Raw genomic sequence first — 19,324 nt, forward strand, 5'->3', positions numbered from 1 at the left:
GATGCTCGATCCAGTCGTCCCACTCCCAACCCGCACCGGCATCGATGCAGCTCTCCACCACCTCGACGGGCTCACCATCGATGAGTACCCACACGCTGGTCGGCCCGTCGGGGTCGCGGAGAATTATTGCTTCCACCGTCACGGCTGCACCGCCTTCGTCACCGTGTAGCCCAACGACTCCGCGAGCAGGTGCATCAAGTCCTCCGCCGTGGGCAGGTACACCTTGTCCATGCGCTCCCGGATGGTGTCGCATTCGGCCTGGTTGTCGCACATGCACTCGGTGTTGCGTGCACCGTCCTCGAGGCCCGAGTCCAGGCCGCACCCGTCCACCGTCACCGGGTCGAGGACCCACCGATCGGTGCCATCCCAGTCGCGCATCAGGTAGACCCACACCGATTCTTCGATGTAGTGGGTGCCGCGCTCGAGGGCACGCTCAGCCTGTGACATGTACGCCTCCGGTGTGGGGATCGTCGTCGTTGTTGCTGTCGTGGGTGCTGCGGGCGGGGTCATCGGCTCACCGCCGCCGTGCGGGTGAGGATTGCACCGGACAGCAGGGCATCTTTTACCGGCTCTGAGAGGCCGACAGTCTCGCCGTGGCGGTCGTGGGCAGCGAACACCACGACACCGCAGAACGGCTGCCAGAAAGCCCCATAGGCCCGCGCAATCTCCGTAGCAACGACGTTGACCTGTGCGTCCGCCATCACCGCGCCCTCGTCGTCGATCCACATATCCAAATCCGGGCTCAGGCGCACCACATCGAACCAACGGCACCCGATCGCCGTGCGGATCGCCGCCCCGGTACTCTCCCCCGCCCCGAGATCGATCACCTCCAGGCTGCCGTCCAACCCGACCCGCACCGCCTGCACCCGCATCTGCTGCTGACCCTGGTTCTTCTCGCTCATGCTTCCTCAACTCCTGTCACCGTGTAGTCGTCGAGTTCGAGGCCGTGGCGGCGGAACCCGCCGAGCTGGCGGCCGAGCGCGCGGGCCACCTCACCGCTCTCGACCCGATCTTCGGCGGCGCTCGAGTCGGACGCGCTGACCCGTACCGATACCTTCGCGGTGAGTGTGACTGCGCACTCCACCACGTACTCCCGGCTACGCGAACGCAAACCGTGTTCGTCCATGAACCGGTCGAACTGCCCGCACAGGCTGTTCTCGTCCGCCCAGGTGTGCGCGTCATCGACCAACGATTCGATCCGCTGCTCATGCTCACGGCGCGCCGCCGCCAGCTCCGCGCGCGCCTCCCGCTCGCGGCGGTGCTCACCGAGTACCGCCGCCATCAACACCCGCTCGCTGTCGAGCAGCGTCCGCGTATCCGACTCGGTGCGCACCACCAGATCACCGGGCGACACATCCGCGACAAGCAACCCGCCCGACACCCCCGGCTTCACGTCCTGCACCAACAGCGCCACCGCCGCCTTACCGCCCGGCACCTGACCGACGCGGTCCACCGGATCGACGACCAACCACCCCACCGCATCCCGCAGGGCGACATACGCACCATCCGGCGGGAACACCCAACCCTCCTGCGTTTCGACACCTGCCGGGACGAGAACACCGTCCACCAACACCACATCAGACATGACGCCTCCAACCCGGAAACCCACCGGGGGGACTCGAACGCGGAAACGCCGGAGTGGTTAAGCCCGACGCCCCCGCACCAACTGGAACGACACGAACCATAACCCACCCCACCGACACAACACAACAACCCAAAACCACTGACATACAGCGCATTTCGGCCATTCACGCACCACACGCACCCCCTGAAAGTCAAGCCCTCACGGCACCTACCCATCCAGTGCCGGGGCACTGGATGGGTAGGCTTCTCCGGGCGGTCATATGCTTCTGGGACACGCGAGGAGCGGCGGCAGCGTTGCCAGGTCGACGCCTCGAGCACCTCATCGGCGTTGTCCGGCAACGGCGGGCTGGTGGCCACCGCGTCACCGGCCCGCGGGCGTGCTTGGCGCGGCCCCCTGCGAGTAAGGGGCGGGGCCTGCGGTCACCGGACTCGCACCGCTCAAGTCCCTGAAAGCGGAAGCCGGTAGCGACGACAGCCACCCGGTCGAGGACACCCTCGTCGAGTGCCTCGAGCTTTACCTGCCAGGGCCTGCACCCCCAATCCGTACTCTGCTGCGCATGACTATTTGGCAGGCAATCGCGGTCGGTCTCGTCGTTGCGGCGATTGCCGGCACGTTCAAGTTTCTTGCTCCTCGGGTGAAGGGAGTGTGGTTGCAGTGGCGGCGGCGCCGGGCTGCGGCCGCGGCAGCGCGGAAGGGTAGACGGGAGCGCGAGGCCCGCGAGCGGGCTCTCGCTGAGAAGATCGCTGCGGCAACGGTGAAGGGTGAACTGGTTGTGATCAGTCGCCGGGGATCCATGCCGGTCGAGGTGACCTACAGCGATGGCAATACCTCATACTTCTTCCGCGGGGACTGGGACGCATACAAGGTGGCGATAGGGACTGGGCGATACGACCCGCGCCGGACCTTTCCCTTCAACCCCCTCGAATCGACTAGCGTGCGGGCCGCGCCGCCGCCGGTGGCGCACCGTGGGCAGCGAAGCCGGAAGATCCTCCGCTACATCGCCCCAAGACCCACGAGGGCGTGTGCCCCCGCCGGTGTCGGTGTCAGCCTTGCGGGTGTACGCGGTGTGCGTCAGACCACCGGGTCGTAGTCGTACTGGAACTTGAAATTCCGGTACCACCTGGGAGCGAGCCTTCTACCGGATTGAGCTTTCCGTAGGAACTCGCTCACCGTGGCAGCATCGTCCGCGGGAAGACCGGCTGCCTGACATTGGGCGTCGAACGCCTCGGGCGATATACGGGGACGGGACCATCGGTCGGGCTCGTTCATCAGGCTCGCCTTGAGTTTGTCTTTCTCATTCCAGTCCCACGCTAGAGCACTCGCTCGGACCGTATGGTGACTCATCCAAGCGATAGGGCGATAAGCCGAGACCGTCCTGCGCTGAGAGCAATACGGGAGAGCGTGCTTCACGGCCTGGCAGGCTCGGCGAGTGGTTCAGTTCTGATCGACTCGCCGACCGGTGCTCGGTGCACCGCCGGCAGAACACCATCGCGGAGAAGCGTCAGCAGTTCAGGGCCATGCCTGGTTACAGGTTCGAGCGCCATCTCCAATATCTCAGCCGCCTCGGGATCTGCGAGCGCGTCGAGAATCGCCGGGCTTTCGGTGTCGATGTCGCCGCCCGCCCGCAGCCGGTGCAGAGCCTGATCAGCGTTGCCGATCTTGTCGGCGACCTCGTCGTCGGCGGACAGGTCTACCAGGGTCTGCTGGTACTGCGCCCACTGCACCGCAGCGCTCGGGACCGATACCGGGGACCGGGGAACCTTCGCCCGGACCGCGGTGAGCGTGCGCGCGTGCCTGCCGGCACCTGCTTCGCGGCCGGCGGTCTCGATGAGCGCTTGGACCTGCTCTGCCGTCTGGCGCGTCACCGGGTCGGCGCCGAGTGAGTCACGCAGTGCATCGGCGACGAGGCTCCGTGCTCGATCGTTGAAGTCCGCAGCTCGCACGAGTACGCGCGCGACTGCGAGTGGATCGGGCAGGTTGGGGGCCTTCAGCACTGCGAATGCGACCGCGAGTAGCCGGTCGTGGAAGCGGGGCTGTGTCCGAGCCATGCCATCGTCGATGAGGTCGAGCGCCAGGGAAGGGCCGATTGGGCAGATTCGCCCCAGCCTGGATGCGGCGTCGTCATCGATTCGCTCGAGTAGCGAGACGATCGCCTCGTGTTGGTGGGGCTGGGGTTCAGTGAAGAGGCCGCCGGCGGCGAAGACCCAGGCGTTGCGCCAGTGTGGGCTTGCTGCGACCCTCTGTAGTCGTGCCGTCGCCTGATCGAGCGGTCCGGTGGTGAGGAACCGTGCGGCCATCAGTTCTTGCAGTGATCGGACGTCGAAGCCCATTCCTTCTGCACCGCGCGGTGCGAGGAGGACCAAGCGGTGGGTGGCCGCGGTGACGATCTGGTCGAGGAGGCCAGAATCGGTGTCGGAAGGATGGAAGCCGGCGTCGTGCAGCACCTGCCAGGCGATGCTTCGAAGTTCCTCTGGGCTCATCGTGGCCGTGGACCCGTCGGAGTCCTCACTACGTATCTGCAGCTCGAAGCCTACGCGCTGGTGAAGGTCGAGGATGTGCGGAGCATGGTCCTGCAGTAATCGGGCGTAGGCCATCTGCTTGGCGCGTTCGCGTTTGAGGACGGTCTCGTAGTAGCCCCAGAAGAGGCTGTAGCGGTCCGGAGCCAGTCGGCCGGCTCCCTCGACGATGATTGTCATGATCAGCACCTGCAGCGGTGTCTGCATCAGGTTCCGCAGCGACTCGTTGTCCGCCGCGCGGTGCAGCTGCGCCTCGATCCGTTCGATCTTGTCGAGATCGTCTTTGAGGCGTACTCGGGTTGCCCGGATCCCGTACCGAACAGCTTGTTCCACGTCGAGCCGGGAGAGGTCGACCCGTTCGAACTGGGTCGGGGCGATGTTCTCGACGTATCCGGTGGGTCGTGTGGTGACCACGACCAGCAAGTCGCAGTTGTCGCCTTCGGCCTCGGTGACGAACTCGGTGATCTGCGCGATGAGACGTTTACGGATGCGGGGTTCGGTCACCTCGTCGAGGCCGTCGAGCACGAGAAACCACGGCCACTGCTTCATCCACGAGTCGAGAGCTGCAGCCGATACGTCGCCCGCGTTCAGTCGCTTGGACACCTTGTATGCGATCCACCGCAGCAGTGTGGAGTCCTCACTCAGGCCCTCTTCCTCGGCGTACTCGGCAAGATCGATACGCATCGGCCACCGCCTGTGCTTCGGCAGCCCGTCCCGTCCCATACCGCGCAACGTTTTTGCAGTCTCCTCTATCACCCCAATGTGATCGGAGCCGAGATCTGATCCGCCCGCCAGGATCGCGGTGCGGTAGGCCTGGACGAGGAACTTCGACATCGTCGTTTTCCCGTTGCCGGGTCCGCCGGCGACCACGATGTGTCTCGGTCCGTCGTGCAGGTTCAGGCGCGGCTTCAGGACGTGCTCTCCGCGGTCCAGGACGTATCCGAAGACCGTGCGCCGCCTACCGTCGCCGCTGGGTGTGATCGGCAGATCGATTGCGACTTCTTCGATCGGAGTGCCAGGGCCGTCTCCGGAGCCGGCCTCGTCGAAGTAGATGGCGCGATCGCCCATCAGAGCCATGCGTGCTTGTCGGTGCAGTCCCGATTCCAGCTCGTCGAGTGGGAGCTTGTCGGTGAAGTCGGCCAGGTGCGCGAAGACATCCGGGACAGTGAGGAAGGCGCCGAACGCTCGCCGGATGCCGGGGTTGGTGGTGACCAGTCCGTCGACCTGATTGCCGTCCCAGATTCGCCACTTTCGCAGGCGGGACATGCGCCTTCTCATCGCATTCCGGCGCTCTGTCGCGGCGTCGTTGATGTCCCGGGATCCATCGGAAAGGGCCTGAATGTAGGATTTGATGTTCTTGTCGAGCTGAGCCAGTCCGCCCTTTTCAGGGACGGGTGTCAGCGGGACATTGGTCACGATCACCAGGTAATCGGGCACCTGGCCTCGCACCGATGCGGGATCCGCCCACGCGTCCAGCTCGGCTTTCACGTGTTTCCACAACCACGACAAGTTGGTCGAAGGTTGCGCGGCCAGGCGTTCTTTGTGTTTGACCTGGAAGACGGTGTAGCCGTCCCATACCTCGCCGCGCTCGGTCTCCGTGCCGGACCAGATGATCGTTCCCTGGCAGAGCATGTCCCGGCCACCGTCGGAGCCAGACCCGAGAACCTGCACGTGCGGACCACACACCGCGGTCGCCAACGCCGCTGCGAGGTCCTGGAACCCGAACGGCCCCAACTTCTCGAGATCATGCTGCACGAAGACATGATGTCAGGCCAGCACTCCGGCGTCCGCCACGGCCGTCACTGCTAGCGCGACTTCCGGCCAACGGGAGGATGCACGTGCCGCTCGCAGTCACGTGGACGGGTGACACATGCATCGATCTACCAATAATTGCCGACGATTCCCACGGGACTTCTAGAGGAAAAGTGGCCTTCACCTGGGATGCTGTCGGCGTTTTCACCGAGAACACCAGCATAGCGATCAAGATCGTCTCCCCGCATGAGGGAGCAGCAGCCGGACCCGGCACAACTTGGGCCCGTAGACGGTCCGGTGCCCGTTCCTGATTGAACGACTTGTCATAGTGGCAGTGGGGACAGCGGCGGTGGACGTGAAGACTGGGCGGACCACCGGGGTGATGAACTATGCGTCGGGGCCGTTGGGTCCGGAGAGGATATCCACGACCGCCTCGGTAAGCAGTCCAGATTCAAGGTCGTTGAGCGGTGTGCGTCCGTTGAGTCTGACGTCTGCGTTGACCCACCAGCGGGCCACACCCCACGGATCGTCCGCGGCGTTAAGTTTGTGATTGGCATACGCGGCGACAGGGTGGATCCGGCTCTGTCCCTTTTCCAGTTGGAAGACTGGGTAGTCGAAGGCCTCGCCAAGTTTCAATCCAAGCAGCCGTCCGGCACTCCGCTCGCGACGGACGATGCTGGTGCGTGATCTCGGTTCGCTGGTCGGGGCGAGGACAAGTCCGACGTCACTCGCGCCTACGGTCTCAAACTCGCGGCGGAGCGCGCGATGCTCGGCAGGATATGGGTCCGCCGGCGGCAGATATCCGGGGTCCCAGATGGACTCCTTTTCCCACCCGGCGGGGCACCCGATCTTCGATTCGGGTTGTCCGATCGCCTTGAGCCCCTTCTGAACGTAGTCGGCGATGTCTTGGCGCCAGGTTGATTCCGGGTTTGTTCGGACGATTAGGAATGCCAGTACTGCCAATGCGGCGTACACCCGTTGCTTGGAATGATCCGCGTGCTTCAACTCGTCGATCAGCGCGATCTGGCCAACCTGGACAGCGATGTTCTTGTTCCATAGCCGTGCATGGTGCGCACAGGTGTTTCGGATGTAGTTGAGCGTCGTCATCCAACTGGCGAGTGCGGCACCGTCTCCGCGGGAACCCTTCATGATCCCGAAGCTCTCAGCAATTTCGTCCCGGTGCTTCGGCTTCAGTCCTTCATACAGCTTGGATAGGCCGCCGAAGGTAAGGATTTCAGTCACGACCCAGACGGGCAGTGTGTGACCGTATTTCGCCTGGTAGTGCTTAACAAACTCTTCTTTCGATGACGTCTCCAATCGGCGGACGTTGCCGAGCCAGGCAGAGTGGTCACTGCTCAACCACTGCAACCGGTGCAAGGGATCATCGTGGTTTTCTACAGCGGTGAACCCACTGCCGAGAGCATGCATGTCGCAGTGCGCGAACGGATGACCTTGGCCAAGCGCGTGTCCGATCCGCATCCGCATGGCGACCTCTATGCGTTCAATCGCATCGAGTACAAGCAACTTCAGCTTCCGGTCAAACTCGTACAGCCGAACGACCTGCTCCAAGGTTGTACCGGAAGCGAATTCGTCCATCGCCTCATACCCAGGCAACACCTTCGGGTCAGCTGTGGGTACCGGCCGTCGCTTCCGATACGGGTACCAGTATCCGCTCAACCTGTAGTAGCCGACCGTCTCGAGAATCCGAGTTGCCGACGACTCGTCCGGTATCTCCATACCACGACTGCGAAGCAGTTCGACCTGCTCAGGAATCGTCTTGAACGTCTTCGTAAATGTTTCAGTCATCGCAAATATAGGAGAACCGACCGCCCCCTCCTATACGGAGGTGGACGGCCGGCCATGTTGCGTATCACCTTAGCGGGGGGACTGCCAACTTGTCCAACTCAACTGACAACTTGTCACGAGCAGTCGGTCAATTGATTCCGCAGTTCGTGCAATCCGACTCGGTACCGCAGCCGCTGGTAATTGTCACGTGGGCGGACGCCGTCCTGCAATTCGTGACCGCAGCAGCGCGCCCGCAACCAACCGTGCGCTGCGAACTCACCACATTCTGCGGAGTACGCAATCCATGGTCGAGCACTCCTGAGTTGTCACCGCCGACGCCTCGTTCTTTCAGCGGGACACGCTGAGCCCGCACCGATCCCCCCACCGCCGCTACGTGGTAGTCGTGACGATAGCCGCGGGCGGAGCCCCATCACCGAAAGGGGACATGTCATCCACCTAGTTCAGACGGCATTTTCGTATCGAGTTCAGGGTTCGCCCTAAACCAACCGCTCCAGGCGGGCATGAAGGGGAACCGACCACCAGGGACGTCGTCGTGCACCGACTCGATCACCGCATCCTCGCCGTCAATGCTCACGATGACGAACTCCGAGGTGACTTCGGCATGCACCTTGACGCGGTCACTCACATTCATCGGCCCAGCTTCCATCAGAGATCTGCCGACGCTGCAGGGCACACCACACCACCCGGCTTGCGCCGGAGCGCCAACACTCACGGGGAACCGCCGGCCCCTCGCCCGCGAGACGACCCCGGTCAGCAGGCCGCCAGGACCCGGATCATGGCGTCCTTCTCGGCCTGGGTGACCCACCGGTTGTAGAGCGCTTTGACGTCGATCTGGCGGGAGACATAGGTGCAGCGGTAGCCCTTGTTCGGCGGCAGCCAGGACGCAGCATCGGAGTCGGACTTCTGTCCGTTGGTGGGGCCGTCGACGGCCTGGAGGTTGCGGGGGTCATTCGCCAGGTCGCGGCGCCGCTCCGGACTGAGTTGCTGGGCGCCTTTCTGCCACGCATCCGACAGGGCGATGACGTGGTCGATCTGCACCGCGGTCGAGGTGTCCTGCCCACGGACGAACGCGATCGTGGTGGCGGTGTAGGGGTCGTGCAGTGTGCCGGTCGCAACGACGCAGTCGCGGGTGCTGGGCTTGTAGGTGATCTCGACGAGGTCGCGGCGCAGGATGTCGTTGCGGGTATCGCAGCCGTTGTGGCCGCCCTCGACGCCGTTGTCGTCGGACCACGACGGCCCGAACTGTTCCCGGCTGTAGCCGGTTTTCGGGGCGCGGCCCTTGACCGCCAGCGCGTCGAGCTTGGTCAGCGTGGCCGCGGTATCGACGGCGGGTGCGGCCGGCGCGGGTGCGGCCGGTGCGGGTGCGGCCGGTGCGGGTGCGCCGGCGCCACTCGATCCCGCCGGGAACGCGCCGGCGGCGGAGCACCCCGTCAAGGTCAACGCCGCGGCGGTGAGGGTAGCGGCGAAAGTGGCTGCGACCGGGCGGGTCCGAAGCTGCATCAGTGGTTCTCTCCTGGTGTGAGTGGTCAAGCGTTGAGAGTCGAGTATTCACACCGCTACCGACAAGTAGCGGCAGCTGGGACATCAACTGGGCTAAGAACCCGGTCACAATGCCCTGGCCCAGGGCTCAACGACATGTGGCACCACACGTGCTTCTCGGCAGCACCGGTCGATCGGTGCCGGTCGATCGGTGCCGTCCGTTCGGCCCGCTGCAGCTTAGGTCGTCCTCGTGGCCAGGGATCGAAGACCGAGCAGGCACACCCCGATGAGTAGGACGGAGACGATGGTGACCGCGGCCGGGTCGGGTGACGTGGCCGCGCGCAGAAACATCAACGGCGGCATGGCGCCGGCGCCCGCGACGAACGCGGTCACCGTAATGGACAACGTAAACGGTGCACTCAGTGCGATCGCCGCTCCCACCCCGGACATGGGCAACACCGAGGCCGCGGTAAACCCGGCAACGAGCGGGAACATCAAGTAGTAGGCCACCGAGGGAATCAGGTCCAGCCCGGCGAAGTCGAGCAGCGAGCTACAGGCGATCACCCCGAGCGCGACCATCCCGGCATACAGCCGTGGCCACCGGTACCCGCACACGGCGCCGCCGATGAGAAGCACCGCGGGGATGAGCAAGACCACCGCGGATTCCGCCACCCAGAACCCGGAGCTCAGAGCGCATCCGCTGATCGCGACGAGAACCAGAATCAGCGCGCCGTCGCGGCCCCGAAGTAGATGCGCCCCTGTCCATGCGGTCACCGCCACCGCGGCCGCGCCCACGAACCACACCCACGACCGGTCGGTGAACGCGACGAACACCCACGACAGCACACCGCCGATAACCGGAAGGACGACACCGACACCCAGCGTGCGGCGATCGAGGTGACCCGCCGCACCAGCGGTGGGTGGGGCGATCAGATGGGCGGTGACCAGCGCGATCACCGCGATGAAGACTACGGCCACGACCACCAGAGCCCGCTCGGGCGGGGGCACGGAGTCGACCGGGGTGTATGCGGTCCACCCGAACTCCGACCCGGTCAGGGAGGTGACGCGGAGCATCTCGTCGAGCCGGTTCCCCACAAGCGCGGAGATCAACACTCCAGTGGCCAGTGCGATCAACGCGGCCGGGCGCCGCCCCGCGTAGACCGCGAGTGCCCCGAGCAGTACGCCGGCACCGATCGGTGTGCTGAACCGGGCCCCCGGATCGGGCACCGCCCCCAGTGCGCCTGCGGTGACGACACCGAAGCCGAAGAGTGCGGTGATGAAGGGTGCCGTGGGTAGTTCGCCTCGTGTGTTGAGAACCACCGCGGCGATGGCCGCAGCGACCGCGGCGAGCACTGTTCCGCTGACGATGCTGGAGGCGGCATCGAAGCGGGCCGTGGAGTCGAGCACGGAATGGCCGGTTCGGGTATCTCCGAACACGTAACCAGCGACCAATCCCCCGAGGAGCAGAGCAATCGCGGTGAGCGCCCCGGGAAGCCGCTCAGACTCACCCCGCACCGTCACAGGCCTGGATACCCGTGCCGCAGCGCAGAGCTCACAGGGTCGGGGTCTGTGTTCCGCCCGCCCCGAAGACCCTCACCCGCGAGGTCCTGGGAACTCATGGGCCCGGTGTCCAGGTTCCGCCGCCGGTCCGCGTATCGGTCACACAGAACAGGTCCTGGCCCTGCGGGGAGACGGCGATACCGGTCACCGAGGGGTCGCACGAGTCGCCCTCCGATGCGGTGCCGATGATCGGGACCGATCGAACCCAGTGCGGCCGGGTCGATCCGGCGTAGGTGCATTTGAGGAACGTTCCGTCGGCCGCGGTGGCGTGGTTGTCGACCGAGGGATCGCAGTCCCCGTTGACCACCGGCGCGATGGCGGCCGGCGCCGTGGTTTCGACCGCGACGGTGGTCGTCTCCACGGTGGTGGGCTCGGCGACGGCAGTGGTGGGTGCCGCTGTGAACGGTGCGGGTAGGGCAATCTCTGGGAACGTGGTGACCGCGGTTGCCGAGTAGTCCTGGGAGTCGGTGTCGGAGTTGAATGCGGTTCCCGCCGAATAGAGCACGGCGGCGGTCGCGAGGGCTTCGAGGACACCGAGGATCAGGCCGGCGATCGCGATGCCGCGGCCACCCGGCCGCCAGAACGCGAGGATGCCGAACACGATCGCCACCGGAAACAGGCCCAGAAGTGCTGCGACGAGGGAAATCACCGCGTACGGGTTGATCGGATCCAGCGCGGGACCCGCCGGGGTCTTCGACATATCGACTGTGTTCATGCGCTCTACACCCCCACCGCCAGTGCTTCACACGTTGCACGAAACCTCGACGCTGATCTTAGAGCGCACACCTTGCCGCGAGCTCGCACGCGGCCGAGATTCCTTCAGGGGGTGATCGCGGGCCGTCTCTGCTGGGTTCTCAGTGCTGAGCGGGTGGTGCGTCCGGCAATGAACGTGCGGCGTAATTGTGCCGTGCGCTCACGGATTTCCTCCGGTGAGAGCAGTACCGGGTCACGCTGGGAGAAGTCACGTGTGCACTCGTAAATCCACCCGACGCCGAATTCCTTCAGCAACTCCGACCGTTCAGCGATCGCGGCGAGGTACTCCTCGCGCAAATCACCGCTCAGCGCGGCGGCCACCGCCTTCTCCGCCTTCTGCTGATACCCGTTGTCCTCGCGCCTCCGCGGAACCGTGTCGCCGGCACGTGTGCGGCGAAACCAACCGAACACCAACTACGCCCCCTTCTCCGAACCGTCCTGCGAGAGTAGCGCTACCACCACATCGGCGCCGTCACAGGCAGACGTGGAATGCGCGAAACATTTGCCCTGACCTGGACTGATGACACGTCCCCTCAGTCGCGGCTTGGCGGGAGATCAGCGGGCCGGCAGAAACACCTGACGGCGCATCCCCGGATGCATGTACGGGGGCCGCAACCCCATCTGCCCGTCCCCACCCGTGCGGACCTCCCGACCGTGCAGGCAGGCCGCGGTGGCGGTGCGGCCGAGGGTGCCATCGGGGTGCAGGTGCCCGTGCTCCCACCGGTCAGCGCCATGGTGCTCGGTGACCGTCCAGTCGAGGATGTGGCCGTGGCCGGCGCTGCGTTTCTTCCCGATCGACACGATCGGCGTGAGGAGATCGGCGACCGCGGCCGGGTCGCCGACCGCCCGCCACACCAAGTTCCGGCAGATGGTGAGCGGCAGCGGCATCACCCGAGACCGGTAGCGGCCCTGCCGCTCGGACACCAACGCCGGCAACGCGGCCGACATGTGGGCGAGGGCCTGTTGATCCGGGCGGGCCGACCAGTACTGCACGTGCGGGCCCGGGACCTCGTCCTCCGGGTAGGCGAAGGTCGCCGCCCAATGCCAGTGCTCGCCGCCGCCACCGGCGGTGCAGCGGGCCAGCGGCAACTCCAGGTCCTCCGGCACGGTATCGGAGCTGTAGGGCGGGTAGTCGGTGCCAGCGGCGCGGGCGGCGGCCTTGACGTTCTCGCGCACTTCGGAGGCGAGGAGGCCGTCGAGGCTGATGCCCCACGGCACACCGTGCGCAACGCCGCCGGCCAGGCGGGCACGTACCACCATCGGGACCATGCCTTCCCCGGTCACCGCGGGAGTCATGCCGGGAGGGAAAGCAGCATCGCGACGGCCTCATCGCGTCGTGCGGCGACGATCTCCCGCCAATCGACCACCGGGCCACCCGAAGCGGGTTCGGTGAGTGTGGTGGCGATCTGGCCGTGCCCGATCCCGGTCCGCCCACCCAGCCAGCCGGACCGGGTGAACTCGGTCAGCACGTCGGCGGCGAAGGCGTGATCGAGGTCCGAGCCGCGGCTCAGCTGCACCCAGGACTCGAACCGGGTGCCCGGCGCCAGGGTTTCGATGTCGTACCGCATCACCGGGGACCCGGAACCGGAACCGTCGTCGGTGGGGTCGGTGAGGTTCCGGCCGGTGGCGACGTCGTCGAGGTGTGAATAGGACTCGAGGGCCTCGATGTCGAAGCGGGACGGCAACGGGCCCGGATACTGCCGCCGCAGGATCGGGGCGGCTTCGGTGACGATCGGCACGACATGCCCGACCCGTAGGCAGCCGTCGATCGGTGCCGCCCCGACCGCACCGCCGAACACACTGATCTGCGGGATCAGCTCCCGCAGCTGCTGCAGGCGCCGCCCGGTGACCGGTTCCGCCGAGGTTTTCACGATCGCGCCGCCGTTGCGGAGGGTATGTGCGACCGCCAGGGGCAGCTGGTTCTCGTAACCGAGGACATCGCGCAGCAGCTCCTCACCGATCCGGCGCAACACCCCACGAAACGAGTTGCCGGAGATCACCGGAACCAACTCCACCGACCCATCCTGTTGCAGGATCTTCATCCGCCGGCCGATCGCGGTGGTGCCGATCAGCTCCCCGCGGTGCGAGATCGGGGATTTCGCGGTCATCTCGATCTCCCACACCCGGGACACGCTCACGACGCCACCCCGTGCTCGGTGCGGGCGGCGCGGACCGCGTCGGCGACGATCCGGGTCCGCAAGGTCAGCGCGGTCGTCTGATCGCGCATCACCTGCAGCACCGGCCGCGGCTCGTAAGTGAGCAGCACGGCCAGCTCGGCGCGTTGCTCGTCGGTGCGCGGGGACGAGCCGAGCCGGGCCGCCGAGGCGGTCCACCACTGGTGCAGATTCACACTGTTGTAGGTGGCCAACCGGATCCGGGTGGGCAGCAGGTTGTCCCAGTAGTCACCGCGGCGGGCGGCCACCCAGTTCCCCTCCGACCAGTCCACTCCGTAGTGCAGCAGCAACATCAACCGCTCCGCCACACGGGCGGCCGGATCCAACAAGGCCGGCAACTGCGGCACCGCCGCAAGCCAGCGGTCGGTCACCGAAATCGTGTTCTCCCCCGAGGTATTCATTGCTGCCGAGCGTAGAGAATTACGCGGGATTTCTCGAGTCGCCCACCGAACTGAACAGGGCGTCCCCACAGATGACCGCCGCACCCGGTGACCGGCACGGAGTCGTGCTCACCCTGCACCGGCCACACTGCTGTGCGCCGGGCAGATGCCAGCCCTCGCGTAGCGATGGAGGGTTCTGCGCGCCCGCGAGTAGATCACCAGGGTGCGGTATTGCTTCTTCACTCCTCATCCGGTTCGGTGGAGGGGTATCCCTCGGGTGGTTCTAATCGCTCCAGCATGCGCGCGTCTAATGAGGCGGCATCCCATGGCTTGTCGGTCGACAGCAAGCTCCGAAGCAGATAGCGGAGTATGAACCTGCCGGCATCGACTGCACCAAATTGGTCATTACCGAGCTTGAGAGTCCAATTCTTTGGCGACACCCCATGAGCGATACTGGATCGAATGCCATAGAACTGCTTTACCAGGCTGTAAGTGTCCCCCGGTGGGATGCGGTCTGCCAGCGCGACAGCGGCTCGCTGGGCCATACGGTGCGTCAAAGCGTCCTTTTCCTTACCGACGAGTGCTTCAATCCCAATGGCCACGTCCAGAACGATGTCCTCGGGGTCGTCTCGGAATGAGGTACGGCGACAGCGACGAGCCGCGATCAATACGTTTTTGGGCGCGGTCTTTAGGGCCTTCGCGATCTGTACTATTTCGTCGATTTCGGCTTTCGGGATAGGGATTCTCGCCTTATTCCATGCTCGATCAGTCATCAAGTCCTCGGGATACGCCCGCCCGGTCCACGCGGACCACAGCGGTGGCAAGTCCAGCCTCCACTCGGTGGCCCAATCCCGCGGTCGAATAAGGATCTGAGCATGGCCGGAGGGAACCTCGGCGACGATATAGACGGCTTCCGCCACCGCACGTGCGATGTCATCCGAGATTTCGGAAGGCAGTTGGCCTGGCGGCCAGGAATGCACGACATTAGTGAACTGGACGTCTCGCAGGACAACGGCGTGGGTGGCGGCGGCGGCGACGTATGGTGACACGTTATCCTGCCGCATCCATTGCAGCGCGCGGGCTCGGTGGTCTGCTTCGGTCATTTGCTCGATCCAGGCATTGCTATCAATGTGAACTGGCTCATCGGTGTCGAAGGACACCGCTACGAGAGGGACGATCACGTCGCCGGTCAGCTTCTTGCTGAATCGTGCCCTCTCGATCTGTTGGTAAATTGACCGGAGTTCCTCATCCGTCTCGGCATCAATAGCGTCCGCTCGGTTGAGTATCTTGCCAACCAGTCTCGCGGCAGTCTCGAACTCAACCTGCTCCCGTCTCTCTTCTCTTGTCTTCCCGTCCATCAGCGGTGCGAGACGACTGACGCCTCGCATCAGCTCGTCGTCGTCCATTGCCCGACGACTGACCTCCCGAACAGCCTCGGCCAACCGGGGAACTTCCGAGACCGGAATGGTCGTGCCGAATCCTCCGCTGAGCCCGAAGACCTCCGTCCAGTCCACACGGTCACTTTTCGGACCCCCGAGGAACCCATCGGAGGAGACGAGAGGCCAACCCGCGTCGCTCTCCGCATACTTGATCAAGGGCTGCATTGGAACGTGCCGACCGCTGCGTGCGTACTCGCGTCCGGCCTCGCGTGCAGCCCTGATAGCTGGCAAGAGCAGGTCCCACAGGTCTGGACGCAATAAATCCTGTTCGATAGCTGTCACACGCTCAGCATGCCCGGCCCAATCGGACTGACCGACATCGGTATCTACAAGCTGACGAGATCCTGCGCGACTGGATGCCCTCTATCGACTGGCACGCAACCCCACGTCGAACCATGGCCCGGCGTGATGCCAAGGGGTGAGATGGTTCCAGTCGTCGAAGACCTGCGGCCACTGGTCGGCGACGACCCGGCTCAGGACCGAGTAGGCCGGACTGTCATCGCGGAGCATGGTTTCGGAGAAGCCGTGTGCCCGCAGGCGGCGCACCACCTGCAGCCGAACCGCATCCGCTGCTGTCCAGCTCAGGGCCGTGTCGTCGACCGTGACCTTCCCCCACCGGGCATCGGGAAGTACATGTTTGCGGCCGGGCCGCAGCGGCACGAGAACCGCGGTGTCCGCGTCGACGACGGTGGAGAGCACCTGGCGCAGCTGTTGCGGGCCTGCGGGTGTCAGCGTGACGGGCGTGCGCGTGACGATATGCGCTTCGGTGCGCAGCGGACGGTGCCGGTAGACCCACACGCACACTTCGCACAGCTGGCGGCCGGCGAGATTCGTCCACGACTCGAACCCGGTGAACCGCCGCGAGATCACCCTCCCAACCGGGATCATCACCGCGGTCACCCTGCCGCAGCGCGCGCACCCGGTCTCCCGGTCATCGGGTGTGGCGACCTCGGTGGGTCCCTCGGCCGCCGTGAATGCGGCCAATGCCACGTCGGCAACAGCGGTGATCGTCATGGCCGGCACCGTAACCTGCCCACCGCGGTCGTGCCGGGCGCGGTCCGGGTGGCACGGTCACCCACACCGTGAAACTCGAACGCACGCCCATCTACACCAGACCAAAAAGAAAGCGGGTCAGGTGCACCATCACACCCGACCCGCTCCCTACCCTTGTCCGGCGGCCGGTATCACCGTGTCCGTGAAGGGGTCGACGCGTAGAGGACTGCGGCAAAGATACCTAGGAGCACCACGCCGATCGTCGTGGGAATCCAGGCGGCCACACGGTTGAGGCCGTCGTACCCAATTGCGATGAGACCACCGACGGCAGTGGCGATCGCCGCACTCCGCCAGAGCCACGGGTGAGCCCGATCTCCGGCCTCTGCCTCCACCACGCGAAACTGCGCGAATGCCGTCACACCGACCGCCACGATGACCGCGAATATGGCCCATTTGAAGCCCGGCAGATGTCTGGAGATATTGATCAACGCACCGGTGAAGGCGATGAACGCCAGCAAAGCTGACCCGGCCGCTGCGGCGAACCAACCGAACCCGTCTCCGTGCGACCGCTCCGCTTCCGATCCCGAGTTGGCCAGGGACAATGCGACCAGTGACAGTCCTCCGGCCGCAATCAGAATCAATGTCCACAGCATCCAGTGCCAATGCGACCAGTCGCTGAAATGATTGACTGCTACTTCCCCCACGATGATCTCCTCCCGAAATCGTTTTGAGTTGTCGCGCAGGACGCTATCGGTCACGACCGACACGTCGCTACCTGAGTTGCGGGCGACGACCTGCCCCATTCCAGTTCAGCGAGCGCGAATTCCGACGCATCCCCTGTCGGCATCCACGGGACACGGCGGCAACGCGGGGTGGGGCACGACTGCGCACCAGTAGCCTCGGAAACGTGGTGACAACACCGGAACCAGGACTCGACCTTGCAACGCTGCGAGGGATGCGGCAGGCCTCGACCAGATCCGGTCCGTCCTCGCTTGAACAGATCGGCACCCGGATCCGCGACCATCTCGCCCATCACGACGGGTATGTCGCGTTCTCCGGCGGAAAAGATTCACTTGTTGCGCTCGACCTCGCGCGCCGGGCCGATCCGGATGTGCCGGTGGTGTTCTTCGACTCCGGACTCGAATACCCCGAAACCTACGATTACATCCGTGAGCTCGCCGTGGCGTGGCAGCTCGACTTGCACGTCATCGCAGCCGAGCCGCCGCTCCTCGACGCTCTGGTTGCTTCTGGGCTGTGGGATCACTCAGCCCCGCATGCCGATGCCCGGATCGATCTCCACGACATCCTGATCGGTGCCCCGGCCCGACGCGCGCATGAAATGTTCGGCCCCGGTGAGCTGTGGGGTGTGCGGGCCGACGAGTCCGCCGGCCGCCGACACCTCTACACCCGTGGTGGCCGACGCGACGGAATCATCACCCGCACCGACGGGACCATCGCCTACGGGCCGATCTGGAACTGGACCACCCAGGATGTCTGGGCCCACATCTCCCGGAACCAGCTACCGGTCAACCCGGTTTACGACGTTCTCACAAGGATCGGCGTGCCGCCGGCACAGCACCGCCTCTCGCACCTGATCGACGGCGCCCATCTCGACCGCGGCCGGTTGACCTGGCTGCGCCGCGGCTGGCCACAGCTGTACGAACAACTCGCGGACGCGTTGCCGAGAATCCGGCACATGACCTAACCAGGCTGACGACCCGCCGGCCGACTACAGGTCCCGCTTGTCCGGCGGCAGGACGACGCGGTGGCGAAACTCTGACCGACCGGGCGGACTCTTGGTGCCGCTCGTGCCGGGTTACCGGCCGATTAGCCTGGCCGCCATGACTGAAGACGCCACTCCCCAACGCCTGCACTTGATCGACGGAAAGACCCGAGAGCATTTAGAACGACTTGTCCCCGCGATCAATCAATATGCGGACCTGTTATGTGACCATTCGAGTCCCCGGCCGGGTAGCGCGTTCGCGGCGGAAGAAGGCGTGCTCACTATCCGATCCCCGCGCGACGCGGTGACCGTGGTCGGGCTGAATGCGCTGGACCACCTGCACCTTGCCGCTACGTCGGTATTGAATAGCTCGCGTATCACGGCGTTTGCGACGTTTACCCTCGTTCGATCCGCGATCACGGCGGCGGGACTTGCGGGTTGGCTTCTCGCCTCGGATGATTCGATCGTTCGCCAGACACGGACGCTAAACCTCACCTACCACGAGCTGAAGAACGAGCGGACCGCCGCTCGTGAGTTGGTGGGGCAAGACAAGCCTGACCTGCCGGAGCACGCCGTCTACAACGCGCGGCACAAGTCGGCGTCCGCCGCGGTTGAACGACTTACGGCGCGCCTTGAGGACGTCAAGATGGACGCCGTACGGATCGGGGCCGCAGCCGATATGTCGAAGGAAGCGCTTCTGTGCGTCACCGACAAGCCCACCGACACGTCCATGATCGGTGAGGCCACCAAGTTGGTCCGAGCACAGGAGTACTACGAGGACTTTGGAGCAAAACAAGAAGTAGTGCGTGTCTGGCGGACAATGAGTGCCCATGCACACGGTTTGAGCTGGGCCGCCGAGATGACCACCGCCCGCGGGACTGATGCAAATGGCCGGGAAGTAACTCTCTGGAACCCGCAAGGGGAGGACCTCCTGCAGGGCATTCAAGTGGCGTGGGATCTCCTGTATGGAATGGCGGAGAAGTACATCGAACTCCTGGGCGCACGGCCTACAGAAGGCGAAGTTTCCGGGACGGATTAACGCATCGTCTCCCATCCCCCACGATGACCCTAACGGTTCCGTCACCAGCCAATTCATGAGGTGGCTCGGCCGGTAGGCGACCAGGCGGATCTCGCGATGCCTGGACCGGAGCAAGCGGTGGCCGC

At 65.1% G+C, this 19,324-nt stretch carries 20 protein-coding genes; 3 read left to right on the top strand and 17 right to left on the bottom strand.

Translation table 11 applies throughout. The features are described 5' to 3' along the window. Nucleotides 1-138 precede the first annotated feature (138 nt). Genes JQT59_RS36120 through JQT59_RS37880 form a run of 3 tightly spaced genes read right to left on the bottom strand, consistent with a single transcriptional unit; the run spans nt 139 to nt 1,585 of the window. On the bottom strand, nt 139-510 hold the full coding sequence (locus tag JQT59_RS36120; protein WP_213578580.1) for a hypothetical protein: 372 nt from the start codon (nt 508-510) through the stop codon (nt 139-141). Next, the gene (locus tag JQT59_RS36125) at nt 507-902 is read right to left on the bottom strand and encodes a DUF3846 domain-containing protein (protein ID WP_249354715.1); all 396 of its coding nucleotides are present in this window, start codon (nt 900-902) and stop codon (nt 507-509) included. The genes JQT59_RS36120 and JQT59_RS36125 overlap by 4 nt, the downstream gene beginning before the upstream one ends. After that, nucleotides 899-1,585, bottom strand: coding sequence for a hypothetical protein (locus JQT59_RS37880; RefSeq protein ID WP_213578578.1), 687 nt, complete (start codon nt 1,583-1,585; stop codon nt 899-901). Before JQT59_RS37880 ends, JQT59_RS36125 begins: the two co-directional genes overlap by 4 nt. A 556-nt stretch (nt 1,586-2,141) precedes the next feature. Between JQT59_RS37880 and JQT59_RS36135 the strand changes: the two genes are divergently transcribed. Next, a complete protein-coding gene (locus JQT59_RS36135) occupies nt 2,142-2,675 on the top strand; it encodes a hypothetical protein (RefSeq protein ID WP_213578584.1) in 534 nt (177 codons plus the stop codon). Here the strand turns inward: JQT59_RS36135 and JQT59_RS36140 are convergent. From JQT59_RS36140 to JQT59_RS36205, 14 genes are all read right to left on the bottom strand, one after another. After that, the gene (locus JQT59_RS36140) at nt 2,657-2,854 is read right to left on the bottom strand and encodes a hypothetical protein (protein WP_213578575.1); all 198 of its coding nucleotides are present in this window, start codon (nt 2,852-2,854) and stop codon (nt 2,657-2,659) included. The genes JQT59_RS36135 and JQT59_RS36140 overlap by 19 nt on opposite strands. A gap of 137 nt (nt 2,855-2,991) precedes the next feature. Beyond that, nucleotides 2,992-5,856 (bottom strand): NACHT domain-containing protein, encoded by a 2,865-nt coding sequence (locus JQT59_RS36145; protein ID WP_213578586.1) that lies wholly within the window; start codon nt 5,854-5,856, stop codon nt 2,992-2,994. A 384-nt stretch (nt 5,857-6,240) separates the two neighbouring features. Beyond that, complete coding sequence (locus tag JQT59_RS36150) at nt 6,241-7,659, bottom strand: Abi family protein (RefSeq protein ID WP_213578571.1); 1,419 nt, start codon at nt 7,657-7,659, stop codon at nt 6,241-6,243. A gap of 427 nt (nt 7,660-8,086) precedes the next feature. Then, nucleotides 8,087-8,290 carry a hypothetical protein gene (locus JQT59_RS36155; protein ID WP_213578623.1) on the bottom strand — a complete coding sequence of 68 codons (204 nt, stop codon included), beginning with the start codon at nt 8,288-8,290 and terminating at the stop codon, nt 8,087-8,089. 119 nt (nt 8,291-8,409) lie between these two features. After that, on the bottom strand, nt 8,410-9,159 hold the full coding sequence (locus JQT59_RS36160) for an HNH endonuclease family protein (RefSeq protein ID WP_213578569.1): 750 nt from the start codon (nt 9,157-9,159) through the stop codon (nt 8,410-8,412). A gap of 216 nt (nt 9,160-9,375) precedes the next feature. After that, a complete protein-coding gene (locus tag JQT59_RS36165) occupies nt 9,376-10,653 on the bottom strand; it encodes a hypothetical protein (protein ID WP_213578567.1) in 1,278 nt (425 codons plus the stop codon). Between the two features lie 100 nt (nt 10,654-10,753). Next, nucleotides 10,754-11,413, bottom strand: coding sequence for a DUF4190 domain-containing protein (locus tag JQT59_RS36170; protein WP_213578565.1), 660 nt, complete (start codon nt 11,411-11,413; stop codon nt 10,754-10,756). A 104-nt stretch (nt 11,414-11,517) separates the two neighbouring features. Further along, nucleotides 11,518-11,865: a hypothetical protein gene (locus tag JQT59_RS36175; RefSeq protein ID WP_213578563.1), complete on the bottom strand. Its 348-nt coding sequence runs from the start codon at nt 11,863-11,865 to the stop codon at nt 11,518-11,520. Between the two features lie 141 nt (nt 11,866-12,006). Beyond that, nucleotides 12,007-12,747 carry a Csf3-related protein gene (locus JQT59_RS36180; RefSeq protein ID WP_213578561.1) on the bottom strand — a complete coding sequence of 247 codons (741 nt, stop codon included), beginning with the start codon at nt 12,745-12,747 and terminating at the stop codon, nt 12,007-12,009. Beyond that, on the bottom strand, nt 12,744-13,589 hold the full coding sequence (locus JQT59_RS36185) for an RAMP superfamily CRISPR-associated protein (RefSeq protein WP_213578559.1): 846 nt from the start codon (nt 13,587-13,589) through the stop codon (nt 12,744-12,746). Before JQT59_RS36185 ends, JQT59_RS36180 begins: the two co-directional genes overlap by 4 nt. Next, complete coding sequence (locus JQT59_RS36190; RefSeq protein WP_213578557.1) at nt 13,586-14,026, bottom strand: hypothetical protein; 441 nt, start codon at nt 14,024-14,026, stop codon at nt 13,586-13,588. Before JQT59_RS36190 ends, JQT59_RS36185 begins: the two co-directional genes overlap by 4 nt. Nucleotides 14,027-14,244: 218 nt before the next feature. Continuing rightward, nucleotides 14,245-15,519 (bottom strand): HEPN domain-containing protein, encoded by a 1,275-nt coding sequence (locus JQT59_RS36195; protein ID WP_213578555.1) that lies wholly within the window; start codon nt 15,517-15,519, stop codon nt 14,245-14,247. A gap of 288 nt (nt 15,520-15,807) precedes the next feature. Beyond that, the gene (locus JQT59_RS36200) at nt 15,808-16,458 is read right to left on the bottom strand and encodes a hypothetical protein (protein ID WP_213578553.1); all 651 of its coding nucleotides are present in this window, start codon (nt 16,456-16,458) and stop codon (nt 15,808-15,810) included. Nucleotides 16,459-16,628: 170 nt separating this feature from the next. After that, a complete protein-coding gene (locus tag JQT59_RS36205) occupies nt 16,629-17,141 on the bottom strand; it encodes a hypothetical protein (protein ID WP_213578551.1) in 513 nt (170 codons plus the stop codon). Between the two features lie 203 nt (nt 17,142-17,344). Here JQT59_RS36205 and JQT59_RS36210 point away from each other — a divergent pair, with 203 nt between their 5' ends. Both JQT59_RS36210 and JQT59_RS36215 read left to right on the top strand, forming a co-directional pair. After that, on the top strand, nt 17,345-18,142 hold the full coding sequence (locus JQT59_RS36210; RefSeq protein WP_213578549.1) for a phosphoadenosine phosphosulfate reductase domain-containing protein: 798 nt from the start codon (nt 17,345-17,347) through the stop codon (nt 18,140-18,142). Between the two features lie 136 nt (nt 18,143-18,278). Beyond that, on the top strand, nt 18,279-19,199 hold the full coding sequence (locus tag JQT59_RS36215; RefSeq protein WP_213578547.1) for a hypothetical protein: 921 nt from the start codon (nt 18,279-18,281) through the stop codon (nt 19,197-19,199). The last annotated feature ends 125 nt before the right edge of the window (nt 19,200-19,324 follow it).

This window comes from Rhodococcus sp. USK13 (assembly GCF_018343855.1).
GTDB lineage: Bacteria > Actinomycetota > Actinomycetes > Mycobacteriales > Mycobacteriaceae > Rhodococcus_F > Rhodococcus_F oxybenzonivorans.